This window comes from Bradyrhizobium sp. SZCCHNS3002, assembly GCF_032377435.1.
Classification (GTDB): domain Bacteria; phylum Pseudomonadota; class Alphaproteobacteria; order Rhizobiales; family Xanthobacteraceae; genus Bradyrhizobium.
Genome location: NZ_JAUHHY010000008.1, coordinates 266,088 through 282,432, shown reverse-complemented (window position 1 = coordinate 282,432; position 16,345 = coordinate 266,088). Strand labels below are relative to the sequence as shown.

16 protein-coding genes are annotated in these 16,345 nt (G+C 66.5%); 10 read left to right on the top strand and 6 right to left on the bottom strand.

What is annotated here, in order from left to right:
- Positions 1-27: 27 nt before the first annotated feature.
- A complete protein-coding gene (locus tag QW845_RS18995; RefSeq protein ID WP_315803077.1) occupies positions 28-246 on the top strand; it encodes a hypothetical protein in 219 nt (72 codons plus the stop codon).
- A gap of 85 nt (positions 247-331) precedes the next feature.
- Here QW845_RS18995 and QW845_RS18990 read toward each other — a convergent pair whose 3' ends face one another.
- The 5 genes from QW845_RS18990 to rpiA all read right to left on the bottom strand — a co-directional run bounded on the left by QW845_RS18990 (position 332) and on the right by rpiA (position 5,255).
- The gene (locus QW845_RS18990; RefSeq protein ID WP_315803076.1) at positions 332-1,555 is read right to left on the bottom strand and encodes a caspase family protein; all 1,224 of its coding nucleotides are present in this window, start codon (positions 1,553-1,555) and stop codon (positions 332-334) included.
- A 107-nt stretch (positions 1,556-1,662) separates the two neighbouring features.
- The gene (locus tag QW845_RS18985) at positions 1,663-2,421 is read right to left on the bottom strand and encodes a DUF4336 domain-containing protein (protein WP_315803075.1); all 759 of its coding nucleotides are present in this window, start codon (positions 2,419-2,421) and stop codon (positions 1,663-1,665) included.
- A 152-nt stretch (positions 2,422-2,573) separates the two neighbouring features.
- Positions 2,574-3,959 (bottom strand): glutathione-disulfide reductase, encoded by a 1,386-nt coding sequence (gene gorA, locus QW845_RS18980; RefSeq protein WP_315803074.1) that lies wholly within the window; start codon positions 3,957-3,959, stop codon positions 2,574-2,576.
- 33 nt (positions 3,960-3,992) lie between these two features.
- Entirely contained in the window at positions 3,993-4,514 is a 522-nt protein-coding gene (locus QW845_RS18975) for a DUF2059 domain-containing protein (RefSeq protein ID WP_315803073.1), read from the bottom strand.
- Between the two features lie 48 nt (positions 4,515-4,562).
- On the bottom strand, positions 4,563-5,255 hold the full coding sequence (gene rpiA, locus QW845_RS18970; RefSeq protein ID WP_315803170.1) for a ribose-5-phosphate isomerase RpiA: 693 nt from the start codon (positions 5,253-5,255) through the stop codon (positions 4,563-4,565).
- A gap of 173 nt (positions 5,256-5,428) precedes the next feature.
- On the opposite strand from rpiA, the gene QW845_RS18965 reads away from it, so the two are divergent.
- The 8 genes from QW845_RS18965 (at position 5,429) to QW845_RS18930 (ending at position 13,598) form a co-directional block, all read left to right on the top strand.
- Positions 5,429-6,115, top strand: coding sequence for an HAD-IA family hydrolase (locus QW845_RS18965; RefSeq protein WP_315803072.1), 687 nt, complete (start codon positions 5,429-5,431; stop codon positions 6,113-6,115).
- Positions 6,116-6,381: 266 nt separating this feature from the next.
- Positions 6,382-6,774 (top strand): hypothetical protein, encoded by a 393-nt coding sequence (locus QW845_RS18960; RefSeq protein ID WP_315803169.1) that lies wholly within the window; start codon positions 6,382-6,384, stop codon positions 6,772-6,774.
- A 210-nt stretch (positions 6,775-6,984) separates the two neighbouring features.
- Positions 6,985-8,016, top strand: coding sequence for a GTP 3',8-cyclase MoaA (gene moaA, locus QW845_RS18955; RefSeq protein WP_315803071.1), 1,032 nt, complete (start codon positions 6,985-6,987; stop codon positions 8,014-8,016).
- A 182-nt stretch (positions 8,017-8,198) separates the two neighbouring features.
- Complete coding sequence (locus tag QW845_RS18950; RefSeq protein ID WP_315803070.1) at positions 8,199-8,831, top strand: DUF1326 domain-containing protein; 633 nt, start codon at positions 8,199-8,201, stop codon at positions 8,829-8,831.
- A gap of 36 nt (positions 8,832-8,867) precedes the next feature.
- Positions 8,868-9,689, top strand: coding sequence for a DUF2182 domain-containing protein (locus QW845_RS18945; RefSeq protein ID WP_315803069.1), 822 nt, complete (start codon positions 8,868-8,870; stop codon positions 9,687-9,689).
- Positions 9,690-9,825: 136 nt separating this feature from the next.
- Positions 9,826-10,503, top strand: coding sequence for a spermidine synthase (locus QW845_RS18940; protein ID WP_315803068.1), 678 nt, complete (start codon positions 9,826-9,828; stop codon positions 10,501-10,503).
- 228 nt (positions 10,504-10,731) lie between these two features.
- Positions 10,732-11,118, top strand: a complete 387-nt coding sequence (locus QW845_RS18935) for a nuclear transport factor 2 family protein (protein ID WP_315803067.1) — start codon at positions 10,732-10,734, stop codon at positions 11,116-11,118.
- Between the two features lie 218 nt (positions 11,119-11,336).
- The gene (locus QW845_RS18930; protein ID WP_315803066.1) at positions 11,337-13,598 is read left to right on the top strand and encodes a DUF2235 domain-containing protein; all 2,262 of its coding nucleotides are present in this window, start codon (positions 11,337-11,339) and stop codon (positions 13,596-13,598) included.
- 124 nt (positions 13,599-13,722) lie between these two features.
- Here QW845_RS18930 and QW845_RS18925 read toward each other — a convergent pair whose 3' ends face one another.
- Positions 13,723-15,492 carry a tannase/feruloyl esterase family alpha/beta hydrolase gene (locus QW845_RS18925; protein ID WP_315803065.1) on the bottom strand — a complete coding sequence of 590 codons (1,770 nt, stop codon included), beginning with the start codon at positions 15,490-15,492 and terminating at the stop codon, positions 13,723-13,725.
- Between the two features lie 488 nt (positions 15,493-15,980).
- Between QW845_RS18925 and QW845_RS18920 the strand changes: the two genes are divergently transcribed.
- Entirely contained in the window at positions 15,981-16,253 is a 273-nt protein-coding gene (locus QW845_RS18920; RefSeq protein WP_315717640.1) for a hypothetical protein, read from the top strand.
- The last annotated feature ends 92 nt before the right edge of the window (positions 16,254-16,345 follow it).

Here is a 16,345-nt window from a genome sequence, read left to right as displayed (position 1 = left end):
AAAACTCATCATCAAGGAAAGAAACAGATGAATTGGAGCAACACGATCCGGCAGGTGCATCGCTGGGTGTCCATCGCCTTCACGCTCGGCGTCATCGTCAACATCGCGGCGATGACGCAGACGCAGCCGGCCTTCTGGATCGGCCTGCTCGCGCTTGTCCCGCTGATCATGCTGCTCTGCACGGGGCTTTACATGTTCGCGCTGCCCTATCTCGCACGACCGCGCAACGCGCGGCAGGCCGGTTGACGAGACAGCAGCTTGGCCCGTCATTGCGAGCGGGGTGGTGTACAAGCGCGATCTGAGCGGCGATGCGCTGAGGGTGCGGGACTGCTCACTCCAGCCCGTTCGACGACACCCAGCCGACGACGCCGTTCCACACCGCCCGGCACGACGGAAACCGGCTGATGCCGTCGCCCGGCATCACGCAGCCGCCGACCATCGCGGTCTCGCCGGCCGGAATGCGGGTCAGGATGCTGGATTTCTGCCCGGGCTCGCTGCGCAGGTTGAGATAGCCCTGCGAGACGTTGCGCTTGACCACGCGCGGCACGAGGTGCGGATTGGGCAGAATGGCTTGCGCGCGCTCCGTCGGAGAGTCGGTCGGACGCGCCGCGGTCTGGGTCTTCTTCAGCTCCTCGATGCGGGCGCGCGCCATCGAGCCGTATGGCGTGCTGCCGAACTGGCGCACGAAATCCTCGAGCACGGCGATGCTGCTGGTGTTCTGCGTCACCGCCCAGGCCCGCTCGGCCGGATCGGATGACGACGGCGCCGGCTGCGCGGTCGAGGCCGGCGCGAACGCTTGGCCCGCGAAGTAGAAGTCGCCGTCGACCGGCGAGCTCGACACCCAGGGCTGCTGGCTTCCAGCGGTCGCCCGCTTCACCTCCAGGCCGACCTGGTTGAAGGTCTTGAAGATGTCGAGACCCGGCTGCTTGATCGTCTCGGCCAGGGCCTTCGTGAACGGGCTGTTGCCGTCGCGGCCGTCGAGCGCGACGTTGCCGGGCTGGGTCGCGAACGAGATCAGCGTGCCCTCCGGCGCGCGCATCTGCGCAAGGCCGCTGCCGGCGTCGCGCAGGCCGCGGCCGCCGAACGGATTGTTGCGGCAGGCATCGAGGATCACGAGGTTGAGCTTGGTGCCCGCGCTCTCCATCTGCCGCAGCACGACATTGACGTCGAGCATCTGGAAATCCACGTCGGCCTCCCGCGTCGGATTGGCGTCGATCGGCACCAGATAGTTGGCGCCGCGCACCTGCACGCCATGGCCGGCATAGTAGACCAGCGCGACGTCGGCGCCGCGCGCGTTGGCGCCGAACTCCTGCACGGCGCGGCGCATCGCTGCCTCGTCAAGATCGAGCTGCGCGCTGCCGCCGACCAGGGCGAAGCCGAGCCCGGCCAGCGTCTGCGCCATCAGCGCGGCATCATGTCTGGGATTGTCGAGCCGGCTGACGGCGCGATAGGCCGAATTGCCGATGACGAGCGCGATGCGGGTGTCGGCGAGCGCCGGGCTGCAAAGGATCAGCACGCTGCATCCGGCGAGCACCAGCCTCATCCATCGCCGCATCGGTCCCCCCCTGGCGCCAACCTCAATGGCACGAGCTTATACGTCCGTGGCGGGAGGAGAAAAGCACCGCATCACGAAGGCTGGTCTTGCGAAGACCAGCCGGCGGTTCAAGGCCGCAACAGCCAGCGGAATGCCTCGCGCAGGATCTCGGTGCCGTCAGCCGGGTGCCAGGCGCCATGGGCGATCACGATCCGCTCGGGGTGCCACGCCAGCATGGTCTCGACCGCCGCCCGCAACTCGCGTCGGTGCCGCCAGGTAAATGTCAGCCGGAGATCGCGCGGCAGGCCGCCATGCGGCGGACCGACGCCCCCGATCCAACTCAGGTAGCGCGCCAAGCCGGCGCCGATCTTGGCCGGCTCGAAATTCTCCATCAGATCGGTCAGGATCAGCGTGCGCGACGGCCGATGGAAGAACACGACCTCCGTCATATAGCTGCCGAGGACGGGCAAGGTCGCGATCTCATCATCCCACGGATAGCCAGTGCTGCGATCCAGCGGCATGCCCTCGAAGTCGATGCGGCCCTTCGCCTGCGCGCGAATGCCAGGTGCCAGATAGATCGCCGCGTCGGGAAACGCCGCCTGCCAGTCGGGGATCCACCAATAGTGGATGCGATTCGGACCGATGATGTCGCGCACGCGGCCTTCCCGGTCGATCTCAGCCCGCAGCGCCGGCGTCAACGGCGTGGGCGAGTGGATGAACAGATCGCCGGAGGCGCAGCGCACCACGGTCATGCGGGTGGGAAACGGAAATTTCAGCCCGGGAATGCCGAAGCGGATCACGGGCCCGTCGACGATCCAGATGTTCGCGGCAACGGGCTTCAGGGTGTTGAGCGGCGGATAGGTCGCAAGGCAATCATCCTGGGACATGCTGGTCGCTCTCCAACCGCCCGTTCACTGAACGGCTCCAAGATGGCAAGCCCGATCGGCCATGGTGTGGACCGTCGTCAGACCGTGAGCACTGGCCACAGCAATCGCGACGGACGCCGGCCGCGCACGAGCCCCAAGAAGCAGACGGCGTCCTACTCCGCCGCCTGCCGCACGTGGCGCTCGGTCACCGTGCGCATCGTCACCAGCTCCTCGGCAGCCGAGGGATGCAGCGCGATGGTGGCGTCGAAATCGGCCTTGGTCGCCTTCATCTTGATGGCGATGGCGACGGCCTGGGTAATCTCGGCAGCCATGTCGCCGACGATGTGGCAGCCGAGCACGCGGTCGCTGGTGCCGTCGACGACGAGCTTCATCAGCACGCGGGTGTCGCGGCCGGACATCGTCGCCTTGATCGGGCGGAAATTCGTCTTGTAGATGTCGACGCGGTCGTAAAGCTCGCGCGCCTGGGTTTCCGTCAGGCCGACGGTGCCGACTTCAGGCTGGCAGAACACGGCGGTCGGAATGTCCGCGTGATCGACGCGCACGGTCTTGCCGCCGAACACGGTGTCGGCAAAGGCGTGGCCCTCGCGGATCGCAACCGGCGTCAGGTTGAAGCGATGGGTGACGTCGCCGATCGCGTAGATGCTCGGCACCGAGCTCTGCGAGAACGCGTCGACCGCGATGCCGCCGTTCCGGGGATTGATGGCGACGCCGGCCTTCTCCAGGCCGAGATTGGCCACCGCCGGATGGCGGCCGATCGCGAACATCACCTTGTCGGAGGCGATGCTGGAGCCGTTCGACAGATGGGTCGTGTAGTCCTTGCCGTGCCTGTCGACGCTGGTGACGGTGCAGCCCGTGAGGATGGTGATGCCTTCCTTCTCCATCTCGGAGCGGACATGCTTGCGGACGTCCTCGTCGAAGCCGCGCAGGATGTTGTCGCCGCGATAGATGACGGTCACGTCGGAGCCGAAATTGGCGAAGATGCAGGCGAACTCGAGCGCGATGTAGCCGCCGCCCTGGATCACGATCCGGCGCGGCAGCTCGTCGAGATGAAACGCCTCGTTGGACGAGATGACGTGCTCGATGCCGGGAATCGGCGTGCCGTGGTTGGGCGCGCCGCCGGTCGCGATGAGAATGTACTTGGCGCGGACGGTCTCGCCAGTCGTCAGCCGCACGGTGTGGGCGTCCTCGAGCACCGCGCGGGTCTTGACGATCCTGGCGCCGGACTTCTCGACGTTGCTGGTGTAGGCCGCCTCGAGCCGCGCGATCTCCTTGTCCTTGTTCCTGATCAGCGTCGGCCAGTCGAAGGTCGCGGTCGGGATGGTCCAGCCGAAGCCCGCGGCATCGGCGATCTCCTGGCGGACATGCGAGCCGATCACGAACAGCTTCTTGGGCACGCAGCCGCGGATCACGCAGGTGCCGCCCATGCGGTATTCCTCGGCGACAACAACGCGAGCGCCATAGCCGCTCGCGATGCGGGCGGCGCGCACGCCGCCCGAGCCGCCACCGATCACGAACAGGTCGACGTCGAATTCAGCCATCGCTCCCCCGACCTGGCCTTTCGGCCGCAAGCCTCAGATCGGCTTGTTGCGTTTGCGCATCTCGGCGCGGAACTGCGCGGTGACGGTGTCGGAGAACTCCGCCGCCCACAGGTTCATCGCCTGCATGCTCATCTGGATCGCCTTCGGCTCCGCCGCAAGCAGCTTCTGGCCGATGGCTGACTTGTAGAAAGCGACGAGGTTGGCGATCTCCTGGTCGGAGAACTCGTTGCAGTAGATCTGCGCCATCTTCTCGCCGATCTCCTTCTCCTTGCCGGCATAGGTCTGCGCGACCACCACGGCGACCTCGTCGAGGTCCTTCTGGTAGTTGAGATTGGACTGCAGCAGCGCCTGCTTGGTCTGCTGCACGATGCCGGGGACGGCATTGGCGTACATCGCAGCCGCGTTCTTCATCCCCAGAATCTCGCGCGCGCCGGCCATGCAGGCGGGCGAGGCCGGCTTCAGCGCCGGCGCCTGGCCCTGCGCCGCAACCGGGCCTGCCGAGGCCAGGGCCAGCACGAGTCCGGCGGCCGGCAAGATTCTGAACACGCTCTTCATTCCAAGTCTCCTGTGAGTTGCCGCCCTGAGCGCAGCCTCGTGCCGCGCTCAGGGCCGCTGGATAACGCGAATTCCCTGTGCGCCTGCCAGGATCGCCGTGCTGCCGAGGCCGATGAACAGCCCATGCTCGACCACGCCCGGAATTGCGCTCAAAAGGTCCGCCAGGCGCGGGGGATCCACGATCTCCCCAAGGCGGACGTCGATAATCCAGTGGCCGCCATCGGTGACGAAAACGTGGCCGTCTGCGGACTTGCGCAGGCTCATCGGCCCGGACACGCCGGCCGTGGCGAAGGCGTCACTCATCTCGCGCTGGGTCGCAGCGAGGCCGAACGGAACCACCTCGACCGGCAGCGGGTAGCGGCCGAGCCGCGCCACCCATTTGCTGTCGTCAGCGATCACGATCATGCGATCCGAGGCGCTGGCGACGATCTTCTCGCGCAGCAGCGCGCCGCCGCCGCCCTTGATCATATCGAGCGCCGGATCGATCTCGTCGGCGCCGTCGATGGTGATGTCCAGCCGGTCGATCTCGTCGAGCGTGGTCAGCGGCACGCCGCACGCCTGCGCCTGCGCGCGCGTCGCCTCCGAGGTCGGCACGCCCACGATCTTGAGGCCGGCGCGCACCTTTTCTCCGAGCAGATCGACGAAATGCTTGGCGGTCGAACCGGTGCCGAGACCGAGCTTCATGCCGCTCTCGACCTCCTCCAGCGCACGCGCCGCCGCCTGCCGCTTCAATGCATCCATGTCGACCAAGGAACCCGCCCTTCGCACCCAGGGCCCCCACAAGCCGGGGCCGAAAGCCGGCGCATATCTAGCGATGTTTTGACGCGGGGCCTAGCTCTCGCCGGCCACGAAATCGGACAAAAAGCCATTGCGAGGCTCTTGCACGGACGCGAGCCGGCCGCTAGCGGATACCGATGGCCATCTCCAGCACCATCGTCTTCGATCTCGACGGCACCCTGGTCGACACGGCGCCGGACCTCATCAACGCACTGAACCACATCTTGCAGCGCGAAGGGCTGCGGCCGGTGCCATTGGCCTCGGCCCGCAAGATGATCGGGCACGGCGCGCGCAAGCTGCTCGAGCGCGGGCTGGAGGCGGAAGGCCGCTTCGCCAGTCCCTCCGACATGGAGCGGCTCACGGTCGACTTCATCGATTTCTACGCCGAGAACATCGCCATCGAATCGCGCCCCTTCGAGGGGCTGGAGGCGGCGCTCGACGAGCTCGCCGGCCGCGGCTGCCAGTTCGCGGTGTGCACCAACAAGCTGGAATGGCTGTCCAGGCGGCTGCTCGACCAGCTCGGCCTGTCCTCCCGCTTCGCCGCGATCTGCGGCGCCGACACGTTCGGCGTCGCCAAGCCGGATCCGACGATCCTGCGCCAGACCATCACGCAGGCCGGCGGCGAGGTCGGGGCCGCGATCATGGTCGGCGATGCCGGCACCGACGTCGGCGCCGCCCGCCGCGCCGGCGTGCCGGTGATCGGCTGCACCTTCGGCTATACCGACGTACCGATCGCGGAGCTCAATCCGGACCACCTGATCGACCACATGCGCGAGCTGCCGGCAGCCGTCACGGCCCTCAGCTCCTCGCTCCGGATCACCTGAGCGGACTTGCGATTCGACTGCCGCATCGCGCCCTAACTCCCTGCCCGATCGACCTGAATCCGCGCCTTGGGGTGCGTTAACGTTCTGTTGAGAATAGGGTTGACCGCAGTTGCGCCGCTGTTCTGACGCTCCTATGGTCGCCTTGGGATTGCGGCCGATGGCCGCAGGGTTGTGGGGCGGACATCATGATGCGGCGTGTCATCGCAATTGCGGTTGCGGGAGCCGGCTTGGCCGGTTGCTCGTCCTTCTCCATGGACAGCTTCAAGATGGCCGCGCCCGAGGTGCCGGTGCAGCTCGACTCCGTGCCGCCGGGCGCTGACGCCAAGACCTCGCTCGGACCGGGCTGCAAGACGCCCTGCACCGTCTCGGTGCCGGCGCCCGATGCCGGCTTCAGCGTCACCTTCACGATGGACAAGTACCAGCCCGCGACCATCCCGGTGCAGGTGATCCGCAACTCCGGCGATTTCAACACCTCGCCGCCGGTGGTGATGGATCCGAGCCCGGTCGTCGCCGAGCTGCAGCCGATGCCGGGTGCGCCGCCCAAGGCCGTCAAGCACATGCGGCCGAAGAAGCCGAAGCCGCCGAAATCCGCCGCTGCGCCGGAAGCACCGGCGACCACCGGGTCCGCCTTCCCCGCCCCCGCGCCGGGACGGCAATAACGGGCCATCGTCCCGCGCGTCCCCTTGCCAAGGCGAAGCTGCATTGCAGCATCGACGTTTCAACGTCGATGATTGTGAGGCGCGGCGATCATGATTAGATTGTCGTGAGACCGACATCCGGCCGCGCTTGCGCGGCCGCCGCGTGGCATCGCCGCCACCTGGGCCGCCACCAGCCAAGGCTTGCATCAAGGCTTTCCATCAAGGCTTTCCATGACCGCAGAGACGTTGAGTGACACCGCCCTGACGCGCCCGATGACCGACCCGTTCGGCCGCCGCATCAGCTATCTGCGCGTCTCGGTGACCGACCGCTGCGACCTGCGCTGCTTCTACTGCATGTCCGAGGACATGACCTTCCTGCCGAAGGCCGACCTGCTGACGCTCGAAGAGCTCGACCGTCTCTGCTCGGCGTTCATCCACAAGGGCGTCAAGAAGCTCAGGCTCACCGGCGGCGAGCCGCTGGTCCGGCGCAACGTGATGGGCCTGGTGCGCTCGCTGTCGCGGCATCTCAAGAGCGGCGCGCTCAACGAGCTGACGATGACGACCAATGCGACGCAGCTCGCCAAATACGCCGCCGAGCTCGCCGATTGCGGCGTCCGCCGCATCAACGTCTCGCTCGACACCCTCGACCCGGACAAGTTCCGCGCCATCACCCGCTGGGGCGATCTCGACCGCGTGCTGGCCGGCATCGAGGCGGCGCGCGCTGCGGGTCTCGCCGTGAAGATCAACGCGGTCGCGCTGAAGAACATGAACGAGGACGAGATCCCCGCGCTGATCGACTGGGCGCACGGCAAGGGCATGGCGCTGACCTTGATCGAGGTGATGCCGATGGGCGAGATCGGCGAAGGCCGCATCGACCAGTATCTGCCGCTGTCGCTGCTGCGCGGGCGTCTTGCCCAGACCTACACCATGACCGATCTCGACGAGACCACCGGCGGTCCCGCCCGCTACGTCCGCGTCGCCGAGACCGGCGGCACGATCGGCTTCATCACGCCGATGACGCATAATTTCTGCGAGAGCTGCAACCGCGTCCGCGTCACCTGCACCGGCACATTGCACACCTGCCTCGGCCACGAGGACGCCTCCGACCTGCGCAAGCCGCTGCGCGCCTCGGCCAGCGACGAGCAGCTGAGCGACGCGATCGACCGCGCCATCGGCCTGAAGCCGAAGGGCCACGACTTCATCATCGACCGCCGCCACAACCGCCCGAGCGTCAGCCGGCACATGAGCGTGACGGGCGGCTGACCGGAGTCCTCGACCACCGCGGCCTGCGACCGATCGCGGCCGGAGCCAGTCAGTGGGCCGGCCCCCCTGACGTGGAGAGGAACAAATGACCGGCTTGCGGCACGTCCCGACGCGGCGTAGCTTTCAACCTGAGATCGTGCGTTCCAGAGCACGTCGTCGGTGAGACCTAGCGGGAGGCGGCGATGGCAGACCCAGTCGCTTGGCACCTGTCCGGTGACTATTTCGAGAATTGCAGCTGCAGCCTGCTGTGTCCGTGCCTGATGTCGGCCGCGCCTCCCCTGACCGCGCAGCCGACCGAGGGGTTCTGCAACGTGCCGCTGCTGTTCCACATCGACACCGGCCGCTATGGCGATGTCGCGCTTGACGGCCTCAACGCGGCGGTGATGCTCCATGCGCCCGGCGTGATGGCGGAGGGAGACTGGTCGATCGCCGCATACGTCGATCAGCGCGCCGACGATCCGCAGACCGAGGCGATGGCCGCGATCTTCACCGGCGCCGCCGGCGGCCCGATGGCTGCGTTCACGCCGCTGATCAGCACCAATCTCGGCGTGCGCAAAGCCGCCATCACCTTCCGGATCGCCGGCAAGACGCGATCCGCCGAGATCGCCGACATCCTGCACATGTCCGTCGACCCGCTGCCGACCATGCATCCGAGCGGCGAGATGTGGGTGAACATCGGCCACCCCGTCAGCCCGGACAGGATGGCGCTCGCCGTCGGCGCGGCGGGCAACACCTACAATGATCACGGCATGCGCTGGGACAATTCCGGCAAGAACGGCCTGTACGCGTCGATCAGCTGGTCCAACCAGGCCTAATTCGACGTGGCGCAAGGCCGGCAACCCGCCTTGCAGATGACCGGCAGCGCCCTGGAAGCCGTGCTGCGGCGCGATCGCTGGATCGTCGGCGGCGCGATCGCAATCATGGTCGCCCTGTCATGGGCCTATGTTGTCTGGCTCGCCAACGACATGGACATGGGCGGCATGGACATGACCGGCTTCCGCATGATCCCGGCCGGCATCGGCATCATGTTGCCGGCCAGCGAGTCGTGGCGCGCAATCGAGTTTGCCTATGTGTTCCTGATGTGGGTGGTGATGATGGTCGGGATGATGGCGCCGTCGGCCGCGCCGATGATCCTGATGTACGCCCGTGTCGGTCGGCAGGGCCGCGCACAGGGCCAGCCGTTCGCTGCGACCGGCTGGTTTGCGGCCGGCTATCTGCTCGCCTGGAGCGGCTTTTCGCTGCTGGCGACCGTGCTGCAATGGGGTGTGGAGCGGACGGCCCTGCTGGATTCGCGGATGGCGATCGACAGCCACGTGCTCGGCGCCACCGTGCTGATCGCCGCGGGCGTCTATCAGTGGACACCGCTGAAGGGCGCCTGCCTCGTCCAATGCCAGTCGCCGCTCCTGTTCCTGATGCGCCACGGCGGCTTTCGCGGCGACCTGCGCGGGTGCCTGCTATTGGGCCTCCGGCACGGCGGCTATTGCGTCGGCTGCTGCTGGGCTCTGATGGCGCTGCTATTCGTCGGTGGCGTCATGAACGTAACGTGGATCGCCCTCCTGACCCTGCTCGTGCTGTTTGAGAAAGTCGCTCCGTTCGGACGATGGGTCGCGCGCGCGGCCGGGATCGCCTTCAGTGCCGCGGGCGTCTGGATGCTGGTGTCGCCACCGCAATGATGCGCGACGGCGCCATGCAGGCCGTCGCAACAGTGGCGTCGCCCTTGGTGCTGGATGCAGGCAATGTGGTAAGCAGCGGCCCAGCGCGGCGACTCCGCCGCCTGACATAGCGTAATCCAACTGACGCGAGACGCCCGTGATTCCCTGGAAGCTGATCGACACCGCGGACGTCCCCGGCGGCGGCGAGCCGCTGCGGCTGATGCAGCGCGGCAAGGAGTTCTCGATCAAGCTCGGCGCGAACGAGCTGATGAACAGCCGGCTGCACGGATCCGAAGAGGCGCTGGCGACCCTGAGCTGCGCCCGCATCAAGGCCGCGCCCGCTCCGCGGCTGCTGATCGGCGGCCTCGGCATGGGCTTCACCTTGCGCGCCGCGCTGAAGGTGCTGGGTCCGCAGGCCCGCGTCACCGTCGCCGAGCTGGTGCCCGCGGTGATCGCCTGGGCCCGCGGCCCGATGGCCGAGTTGTCCGGCGCAAGCCTCGCCGATCCACGCGTCGACATCCACGAGGGCGACGTCGTGAAGCTGATCGCCGCCGCGCGCGGCACCTATGATGCGATCCTGCTCGACGTCGACAACGGCCCTCAGGGACTGACGCGGCAATCCAACGACGCGCTGTATGATTCCTCGGGCTTGCGCACCGCCTTCACCGCCCTGCGCCGCGGCGGCGTGCTGGCGGTGTGGTCGTCACACCCGGACGAGCGCTTTACGCCGCGGCTGCGCAAAGCAGGCTTTGCCGCCGAGGAGATCAACATCCGCGCCACCGGCCGCGGCGGCGGCGCCCGCCACGTGATCTGGATCGCGACGCGGCCGGCGTGACGGCGGCAGCGTTGTTGCGGGGAGCCACTCAGGCGGAGAGCTCGTTCCTTCGCATCTCCCGCCGTTCGCATCGGAGTGGTGAGGCGTCAGCCATCGTCCTATGATGCATCACGGCTGCGAAGCCGGCGGATGCCCGCATCAACGCGCGAACGCCGCGAGGATGCGCCGTTCTCTGGCGTGTCGACGGACGCTCTGCAACGAGAGCGCGTGCCTGAATGGGAGATTGCCATGGACGACCGCGCCACGCGCGCTGCCCTGCAGCACCATTGGGATGCATCGGACGCCAACGATTTCGACGCCGAGCACGCCATCTATCGCGACGATGCCGTGCTCGATTATCCGCAATCGGGCGAGCGTATCCGCAGCCGGCGCAACATTCAGGAAAGCCGCTTCGTCCAGCCCAACCACAAGCGCTTCACAGTGCAGCGGATCATCGGCGGCGGCGATCTCTGGGTCACTGAACTGGTCCTGACCTATGACGGCGTGCCCTCCTACGTGGTGAGCATCATGGAATTCCGCGACGGCAAAGTGGTGCATGAGACGCAATATTTCAGCGATCCCTTCGACCGGGCGCCCTCGCGCGCACATCTCGTCGAGCACATCAACCCCGCCTGAAGGGCGATGAACGGCGACGGCAACCGCATTTCGGTGATGTCGGCATTTCGGTGGCAGCGCAGTGCATTTTCGTCCTCGGGTCGCCGCGTCGCTGCAGCGGCGTCCCGCATCCTCCGGCCACGCCGCCGAAAGCCTCACACCATCTCAGGTTGCTTTCCCGATCGTCCGTATTACGCTCCCGGCTCTCGACCGGGGGAATGTCGAGCGGGGTCCTTTGCATGGCGAGTCCCAAGATCATCATCCTGTCCGACGGGACCGGCAACGCCGCGTCGAGCGTGTGGCGGACCAACGTCTGGCGCATGTTCCAGGCGCTCGACCTGCAGAGCAATGCCCAGGCGGCCAAGTATGACGACGGCGTCGGCACATCGTCGTTAGTCCCTCTCGCCCTGCTCGGCGGCGCGTTCGGCTTCGGTCTCAAGCGCAACATCCTCGACGCCTACAAGTTCGTCTGTCGCAACTACGACCACGAGCATGGCTCGAAGATCTATCTGTTCGGCTTCAGCCGCGGCGCCTTCACCGTGCGGGTGCTGGCCGCGCTGATGCTCGACCAGGGCCTGATCGTTGCCGGCACCGAGGCCGAGCTGCACGATGGCGCCGTGAAGGCCTATCGCGCCTATCGCGCCAAGGGCTACCATTCGATCTGGCGGATCGAGGTGCCGTTCCGCTGGCTTCGCGATCATGTGCTGGTGCCGGTGATCGACCGCATCATGGGCCGCAAATCTCTCGACCTCCTCGAGCGAAAACGCCTCCCGGCGATCGAGTTCATCGGGCTGTGGGACACCGTCGCCGCCTACGGACTGCCGATCGACGAGATGACGCGAGGCATCTCCAACTGGGTGTGGCCGCTCGAGCTGCCCAATCGCGTGCTCAACCCGCGGGTGACATGCGCGCGCCACGCGCTCGCGCTCGACGACGAGAGAACGACATTCCATCCGGTGCTCTGGACCGAGGCCGGCGAGACCAAGCCGCAGGATGCCAGGACGATCGATGACGAACGGCTGGTTCAGGTCTGGTTCGTCGGCATGCACGGCAATGTCGGCGGCGGCTATCCGGACGATTCCGTCTCCTACGTCCCCCTGACCTGGCTGGTCGGCGAAGCCGTCAAGCGCGGCCTGATCTTCAAGACCGCGCCCGAGGCCGATCCGGATGCGATCAGGTCGATCGTCACGTCGCAGGACAAGGATGGACGCCTCTACAACTCGCGCTCCGGGCTCGGCTCCTACTATCGCTATGGCCCGCGCAAGGTGTCGGATCTCTGCAACGACCCGGCCGCGGGCGTCCAGGTGCCGATGCCGAAGATCCACGAAAGCGTCTTCGACCGCATCGACAGCGGCTGCAACGCCTATGCGCCCATCGGGCTGCCCGACAACTACATGATCGTCCGCTACGACGGCACACTGACGCCGCTCGGGCCGACCACGTTCGAAACGCCGGCCGGCGCGGCGGCCCGGTTCGCGGCCCAGGAAAAGCTGTGGAATCTGGTGTGGTTCAGACGCCTCGCTTATTTCGCGACGCTGGCAGCCTCGCTCCACCTCGCGGCGTTCTGGCTGTTCCACGACCTCGATCGCACGCACGAATACGCCTCCCGCATCAGGATGGTCTCCGAAGCCGTCCGGCTGGTCGAATCGTTCCTGCCGAACTCGCTGCACTGGTGGACGGACTGGTACGCCGCCAACCCCGAATGGTTCGCCGGCGGGATCATCATCCTGGTCGTACTGACTGCGCTCGGGACAGGCCTCAGCGACCGCATCGGCGACCGGATGCGCGTAATCTGGCGCGAACGGGCATCACCCCCGATGCCGTCTGGCCTGGTGCATCGGACCATCTACGCGCTCCGGACCAATCGCGCCTATCAGTTCGTCATTAGGAACGGCAAGCGGCATGTCGGCCCGTTCTTCCTCGCTGTCGGCACCGTCTGGCTTGCGGCCACGCTGATCAGTCACTTCCTGTTCAACGCCGCGGACTCGATGGGCGCCTTCTGCCATGGTACCCCTGCCCGCGAGCTCGTCGCGGTCGACAAGGGCATTCCGCAGGATGCCCGGGATTTCTCGACCGACGCGGTCTGCGCGCCCACCGGCTTGAGCGTCCGTCCCGGCTTCTCCTACGAGATCATCGTCACAATGACCGATCCGTGGGAGGACGCCGGGCGGCCGGTCACGCCCGCCGGCTATCGCACCTCGACGGTCCAGGGCTACGCCCGCTTGAAGTTCTACGCAGGCATCCTGCTGCGCCGCGTTCTGTTCCGGCCGTGGTATCGGCTGATCGCCAGGGTCGGCGAGACCGGCGTCGACGAATATTTCCTCGACCCCGTTCCCGCGCCCAACACGACACCTCAAGCCTACAAGGCGAGGTTCAAGGCCGACCGCGGCGGCGAGCTGTTCCTCTATGTCAACGACGCGGTGATCGGGTTACCCTGGGTGTACGATGCATTCTATCCGAACAACACCGGCAAGGCGAAGGTGAGCGTCAGGCTGCTGTGAATCACCATCGCCGACGGTGTGGACCGGCGTATCGACATCGCGACGTCGATCGCGGTTCTCTGATGCAGGGACGAGGTCATCATCGATTGTCGGCGAGCCGCTTCGCTGTGTTCAAACACCTGCCTCACTGCTCGTCGTGCGGACCGTGGTCATGACGGTGCCCACCCTCGACGCAAGAGAAGCTCGCCGCGTCGTCGGTGCTGCCGCGGCCGTTGTATCGCGCGATCTTCGGGAACACACAGAGCGGCCGCGTCATCTGCACATCGGGCGCCGTGTCGTTGACGTACTTGGTCGCGACGACGGACCCCGGCGGCGTGCCGTTCTCGACCCAGTCTTGGAGCGCCGGAAGGAAGACGAACGCGTTGGGGCCAGGTCCGCCGCCGCAGTGATACATGCCCGGCACCATGTACAGGCGGGCGTAGCTCAGGGTTCGCTGCAGCCCGGCTCGCACGTGATCGCCGCCGAACCGATCTTCCGCGACGTCAGCACCGACCTGCGCTTCGTCTCCTCGCCGCGTCGCGAAGGACGGGCTGTCGAATTTCACAAGCGAGTTGAAGTAGTCGATCGTGTTCTGCGGCATCACAAGCTCATCGGCCCACCCCTGATACATGATGAGCCGGCCGCCGCGTTCCCGGAAGGCCGTGAGATCCGGGCTGGTGGCGTTCAGCGGCTCGGCCAGCATGGCCTCCACAGCCGGCAGGTCGCGATGGATGTCGAAGTTCGTGTAGTTCACGGCACTGCCGGGCTGCCCGAAGGTCGGACCATAGACCCAATAAAGGGGGCCATCGAACAGCGGCTCGGGAAGCTGCTGCTTGAGCATAATCCCCTTCACCGAGAGATCCTCGGTCTCGCTGCCCGGTGCAAAGCCCGGAACGATCCTCTCACCGGTCACCGGGTCGACCGTGCCGGCATAATAGTTCTGCATCGTCGTGACCTGTTCCTCGGTCAGGCATGCCGGTGGCACGTCGCCGCCGGTGCATTGCAGGACTTTAGGATCGAACCGGCAGCGCCGCGGATTGGTCAGGAACTGGTCCGTTGCGACTCCGCCGTCTCGTCCCGCGCATTGTGCCAGTATGGCGTTGTTGATCAGCGACATCTGACCCGCCTGCATCTGCCGTCCCGGCCTCGCATGCGTGTTGCGCCATCCGAGCGGCGTCGTCGCATACAGGTGCGTGCGGTTGTAGGCCGGCGCGCCGACCAGGATGCCGTCATAGTCCTCGGGATAGCGTTGCGCCTCCATCAGTCCGCTATGGCCTCCGGTCGAGCAGCCGAAGAAATAGGCCCTGGTCGCGCTCTGCTGATAGTATGCTTGTACGATCTCCTTGGCGCGCAGCGTCATCAGGTGGACCGCGCGATGGCCGAAATCCGTGATCCGCTCGGGATGCCCGTAGAGCCCGAGGCTCGGGGTCGCCTTGTCGCCGAGAGCGATCGCGAGCGCGTTGCCCTTGTTGCCGTCCGATCCGCAGTAGTGAACGGTGCATCCGGAGGTCCCGGTTCCCAGACCGGTGTAGGCAACAGCGTAACCGGCCTTGAGGCGGAACGCGAGGCCGCCATAGTCGTAGTAGCCGCCGAATCCGCCACTGCCGAGGCCGAGAAACCGCCCGCTCCACGTCGACGCCGGCAGCCAGACCTCGATCTTGATCGCCGAATCCACGGTCGGCGCGATCGTCGCGGCGACGCGGCAGAACGCCGGCAGGCCCGTGATGTCTTGCGCCGGATTGCTCCCGGGAACGGTGAAGACGCCGCTCGTGATGTCGGTCGCCAGCGTGATGGTGGTATGCTCGAGCGCGAGCGTCTGCAGGTTGCTGCACGGTGTTGCCGCACACGGCGTCGCGATCTCCGCGATCGCGGTCAGGCCTCCCAGGATCAAGCCGAAAAGACGCAACCCAAGCATGTCCGAGTCCCCGCTTCCCCGTCTGAGCCGACGGCGCATGTGGGCCGCCCCACAACATAAGGTCGCATCAGAATGTGAAGCCCGGAAGAACGTCACCGCTCAAGCCGAGCCGGTCTGCAAATATCTTCGCGTCGCGTGCCCGCGTTTTGGGAAACGATGTGCGGATCGGCCGAGCACAGACCGTTCGCTCAGCTTCGCCACCGGCATGTCAGGGATCCCGCCGCGGAGACTTTGCGCGATCGTCCGCGTCGCAGCCGACATCGACCAGCGAGCCACCGCGGGCCTGCGCTGGCGTCGCTGCGCCCTGACGAAATCTCGCGTCCATCGTTGCCGACACTGCATCGCATCAACACAGGCTGCGTCTGGCGTGCCGGAACCCCGACCAGTCGACCGAGTTGCAAACGCGGAGAGCGTCGAACGATGAGGACAAGATCTCCTCATCGCCCCCTCGCTCCCCTTTTGGCTGTTCTTGGAAAAGAGAGGCGACGATGAAAGCACCCCTTCTTCTTGCCGGCGCAGTGATCATCGGATCGGTCGCGCCAGTGCTTGCTGACGAATACTACATCGTGCAGGGACCGAGCCATCGCTGCACCATCACCACCACACGCCCCGCCGACCGCGAGGTCGTCACGCAGATCGGACCGATGGCGTTCACCAGCCGCGTGGAAGCCGAGGACCGCATCCGCCAGACCAAGGTCTGCGAGGACGAGGGCACGGTCGGCAGCTCCACCAGCACCACCACGGTCATCAAAGAGAAGTAGTCGGCGGCGTCATTCCTGTTGGCGTTTGCCGACAAGGTCGCGCCCATGTCCGTGGGCGCGACCTTTCTGTTTTCCACAGATCACTTCTCCAT

What these genes read in the sequence shown, in the direction of transcription:
- QW845_RS18995 (WP_315803077.1), top strand. Translation starts at nt 28, where the DNA reads ATGAATTGGAGCAACACGATCCGGCAGGTGCATCGCTGGGTGTCCATC.
- QW845_RS18990 (WP_315803076.1), bottom strand. Translation starts at nt 1,555, where the DNA reads ATGCGGCGATGGATGAGGCTGGTGCTCGCCGGATGCAGCGTGCTGATC.
- QW845_RS18985 (WP_315803075.1), bottom strand. Translation starts at nt 2,421, where the DNA reads ATGTCCCAGGATGATTGCCTTGCGACCTATCCGCCGCTCAACACCCTG.
- gorA (WP_315803074.1), bottom strand. Translation starts at nt 3,959, where the DNA reads ATGGCTGAATTCGACGTCGACCTGTTCGTGATCGGTGGCGGCTCGGGC.
- QW845_RS18975 (WP_315803073.1), bottom strand. Translation starts at nt 4,514, where the DNA reads ATGAAGAGCGTGTTCAGAATCTTGCCGGCCGCCGGACTCGTGCTGGCC.
- rpiA (WP_315803170.1), bottom strand. Translation starts at nt 5,255, where the DNA reads ATGGATGCATTGAAGCGGCAGGCGGCGGCGCGTGCGCTGGAGGAGGTC.
- QW845_RS18965 (WP_315803072.1), top strand. Translation starts at nt 5,429, where the DNA reads ATGGCCATCTCCAGCACCATCGTCTTCGATCTCGACGGCACCCTGGTC.
- QW845_RS18960 (WP_315803169.1), top strand. Translation starts at nt 6,382, where the DNA reads ATGGCCGCGCCCGAGGTGCCGGTGCAGCTCGACTCCGTGCCGCCGGGC.
- moaA (WP_315803071.1), top strand. Translation starts at nt 6,985, where the DNA reads ATGACCGCAGAGACGTTGAGTGACACCGCCCTGACGCGCCCGATGACC.
- QW845_RS18950 (WP_315803070.1), top strand. Translation starts at nt 8,199, where the DNA reads ATGGCAGACCCAGTCGCTTGGCACCTGTCCGGTGACTATTTCGAGAAT.
- QW845_RS18945 (WP_315803069.1), top strand. Translation starts at nt 8,868, where the DNA reads ATGACCGGCAGCGCCCTGGAAGCCGTGCTGCGGCGCGATCGCTGGATC.
- QW845_RS18935 (WP_315803067.1), top strand. Translation starts at nt 10,732, where the DNA reads ATGGACGACCGCGCCACGCGCGCTGCCCTGCAGCACCATTGGGATGCA.
- QW845_RS18930 (WP_315803066.1), top strand. Translation starts at nt 11,337, where the DNA reads ATGGCGAGTCCCAAGATCATCATCCTGTCCGACGGGACCGGCAACGCC.
- QW845_RS18925 (WP_315803065.1), bottom strand. Translation starts at nt 15,492, where the DNA reads ATGCTTGGGTTGCGTCTTTTCGGCTTGATCCTGGGAGGCCTGACCGCG.
- QW845_RS18920 (WP_315717640.1), top strand. Translation starts at nt 15,981, where the DNA reads ATGAAAGCACCCCTTCTTCTTGCCGGCGCAGTGATCATCGGATCGGTC.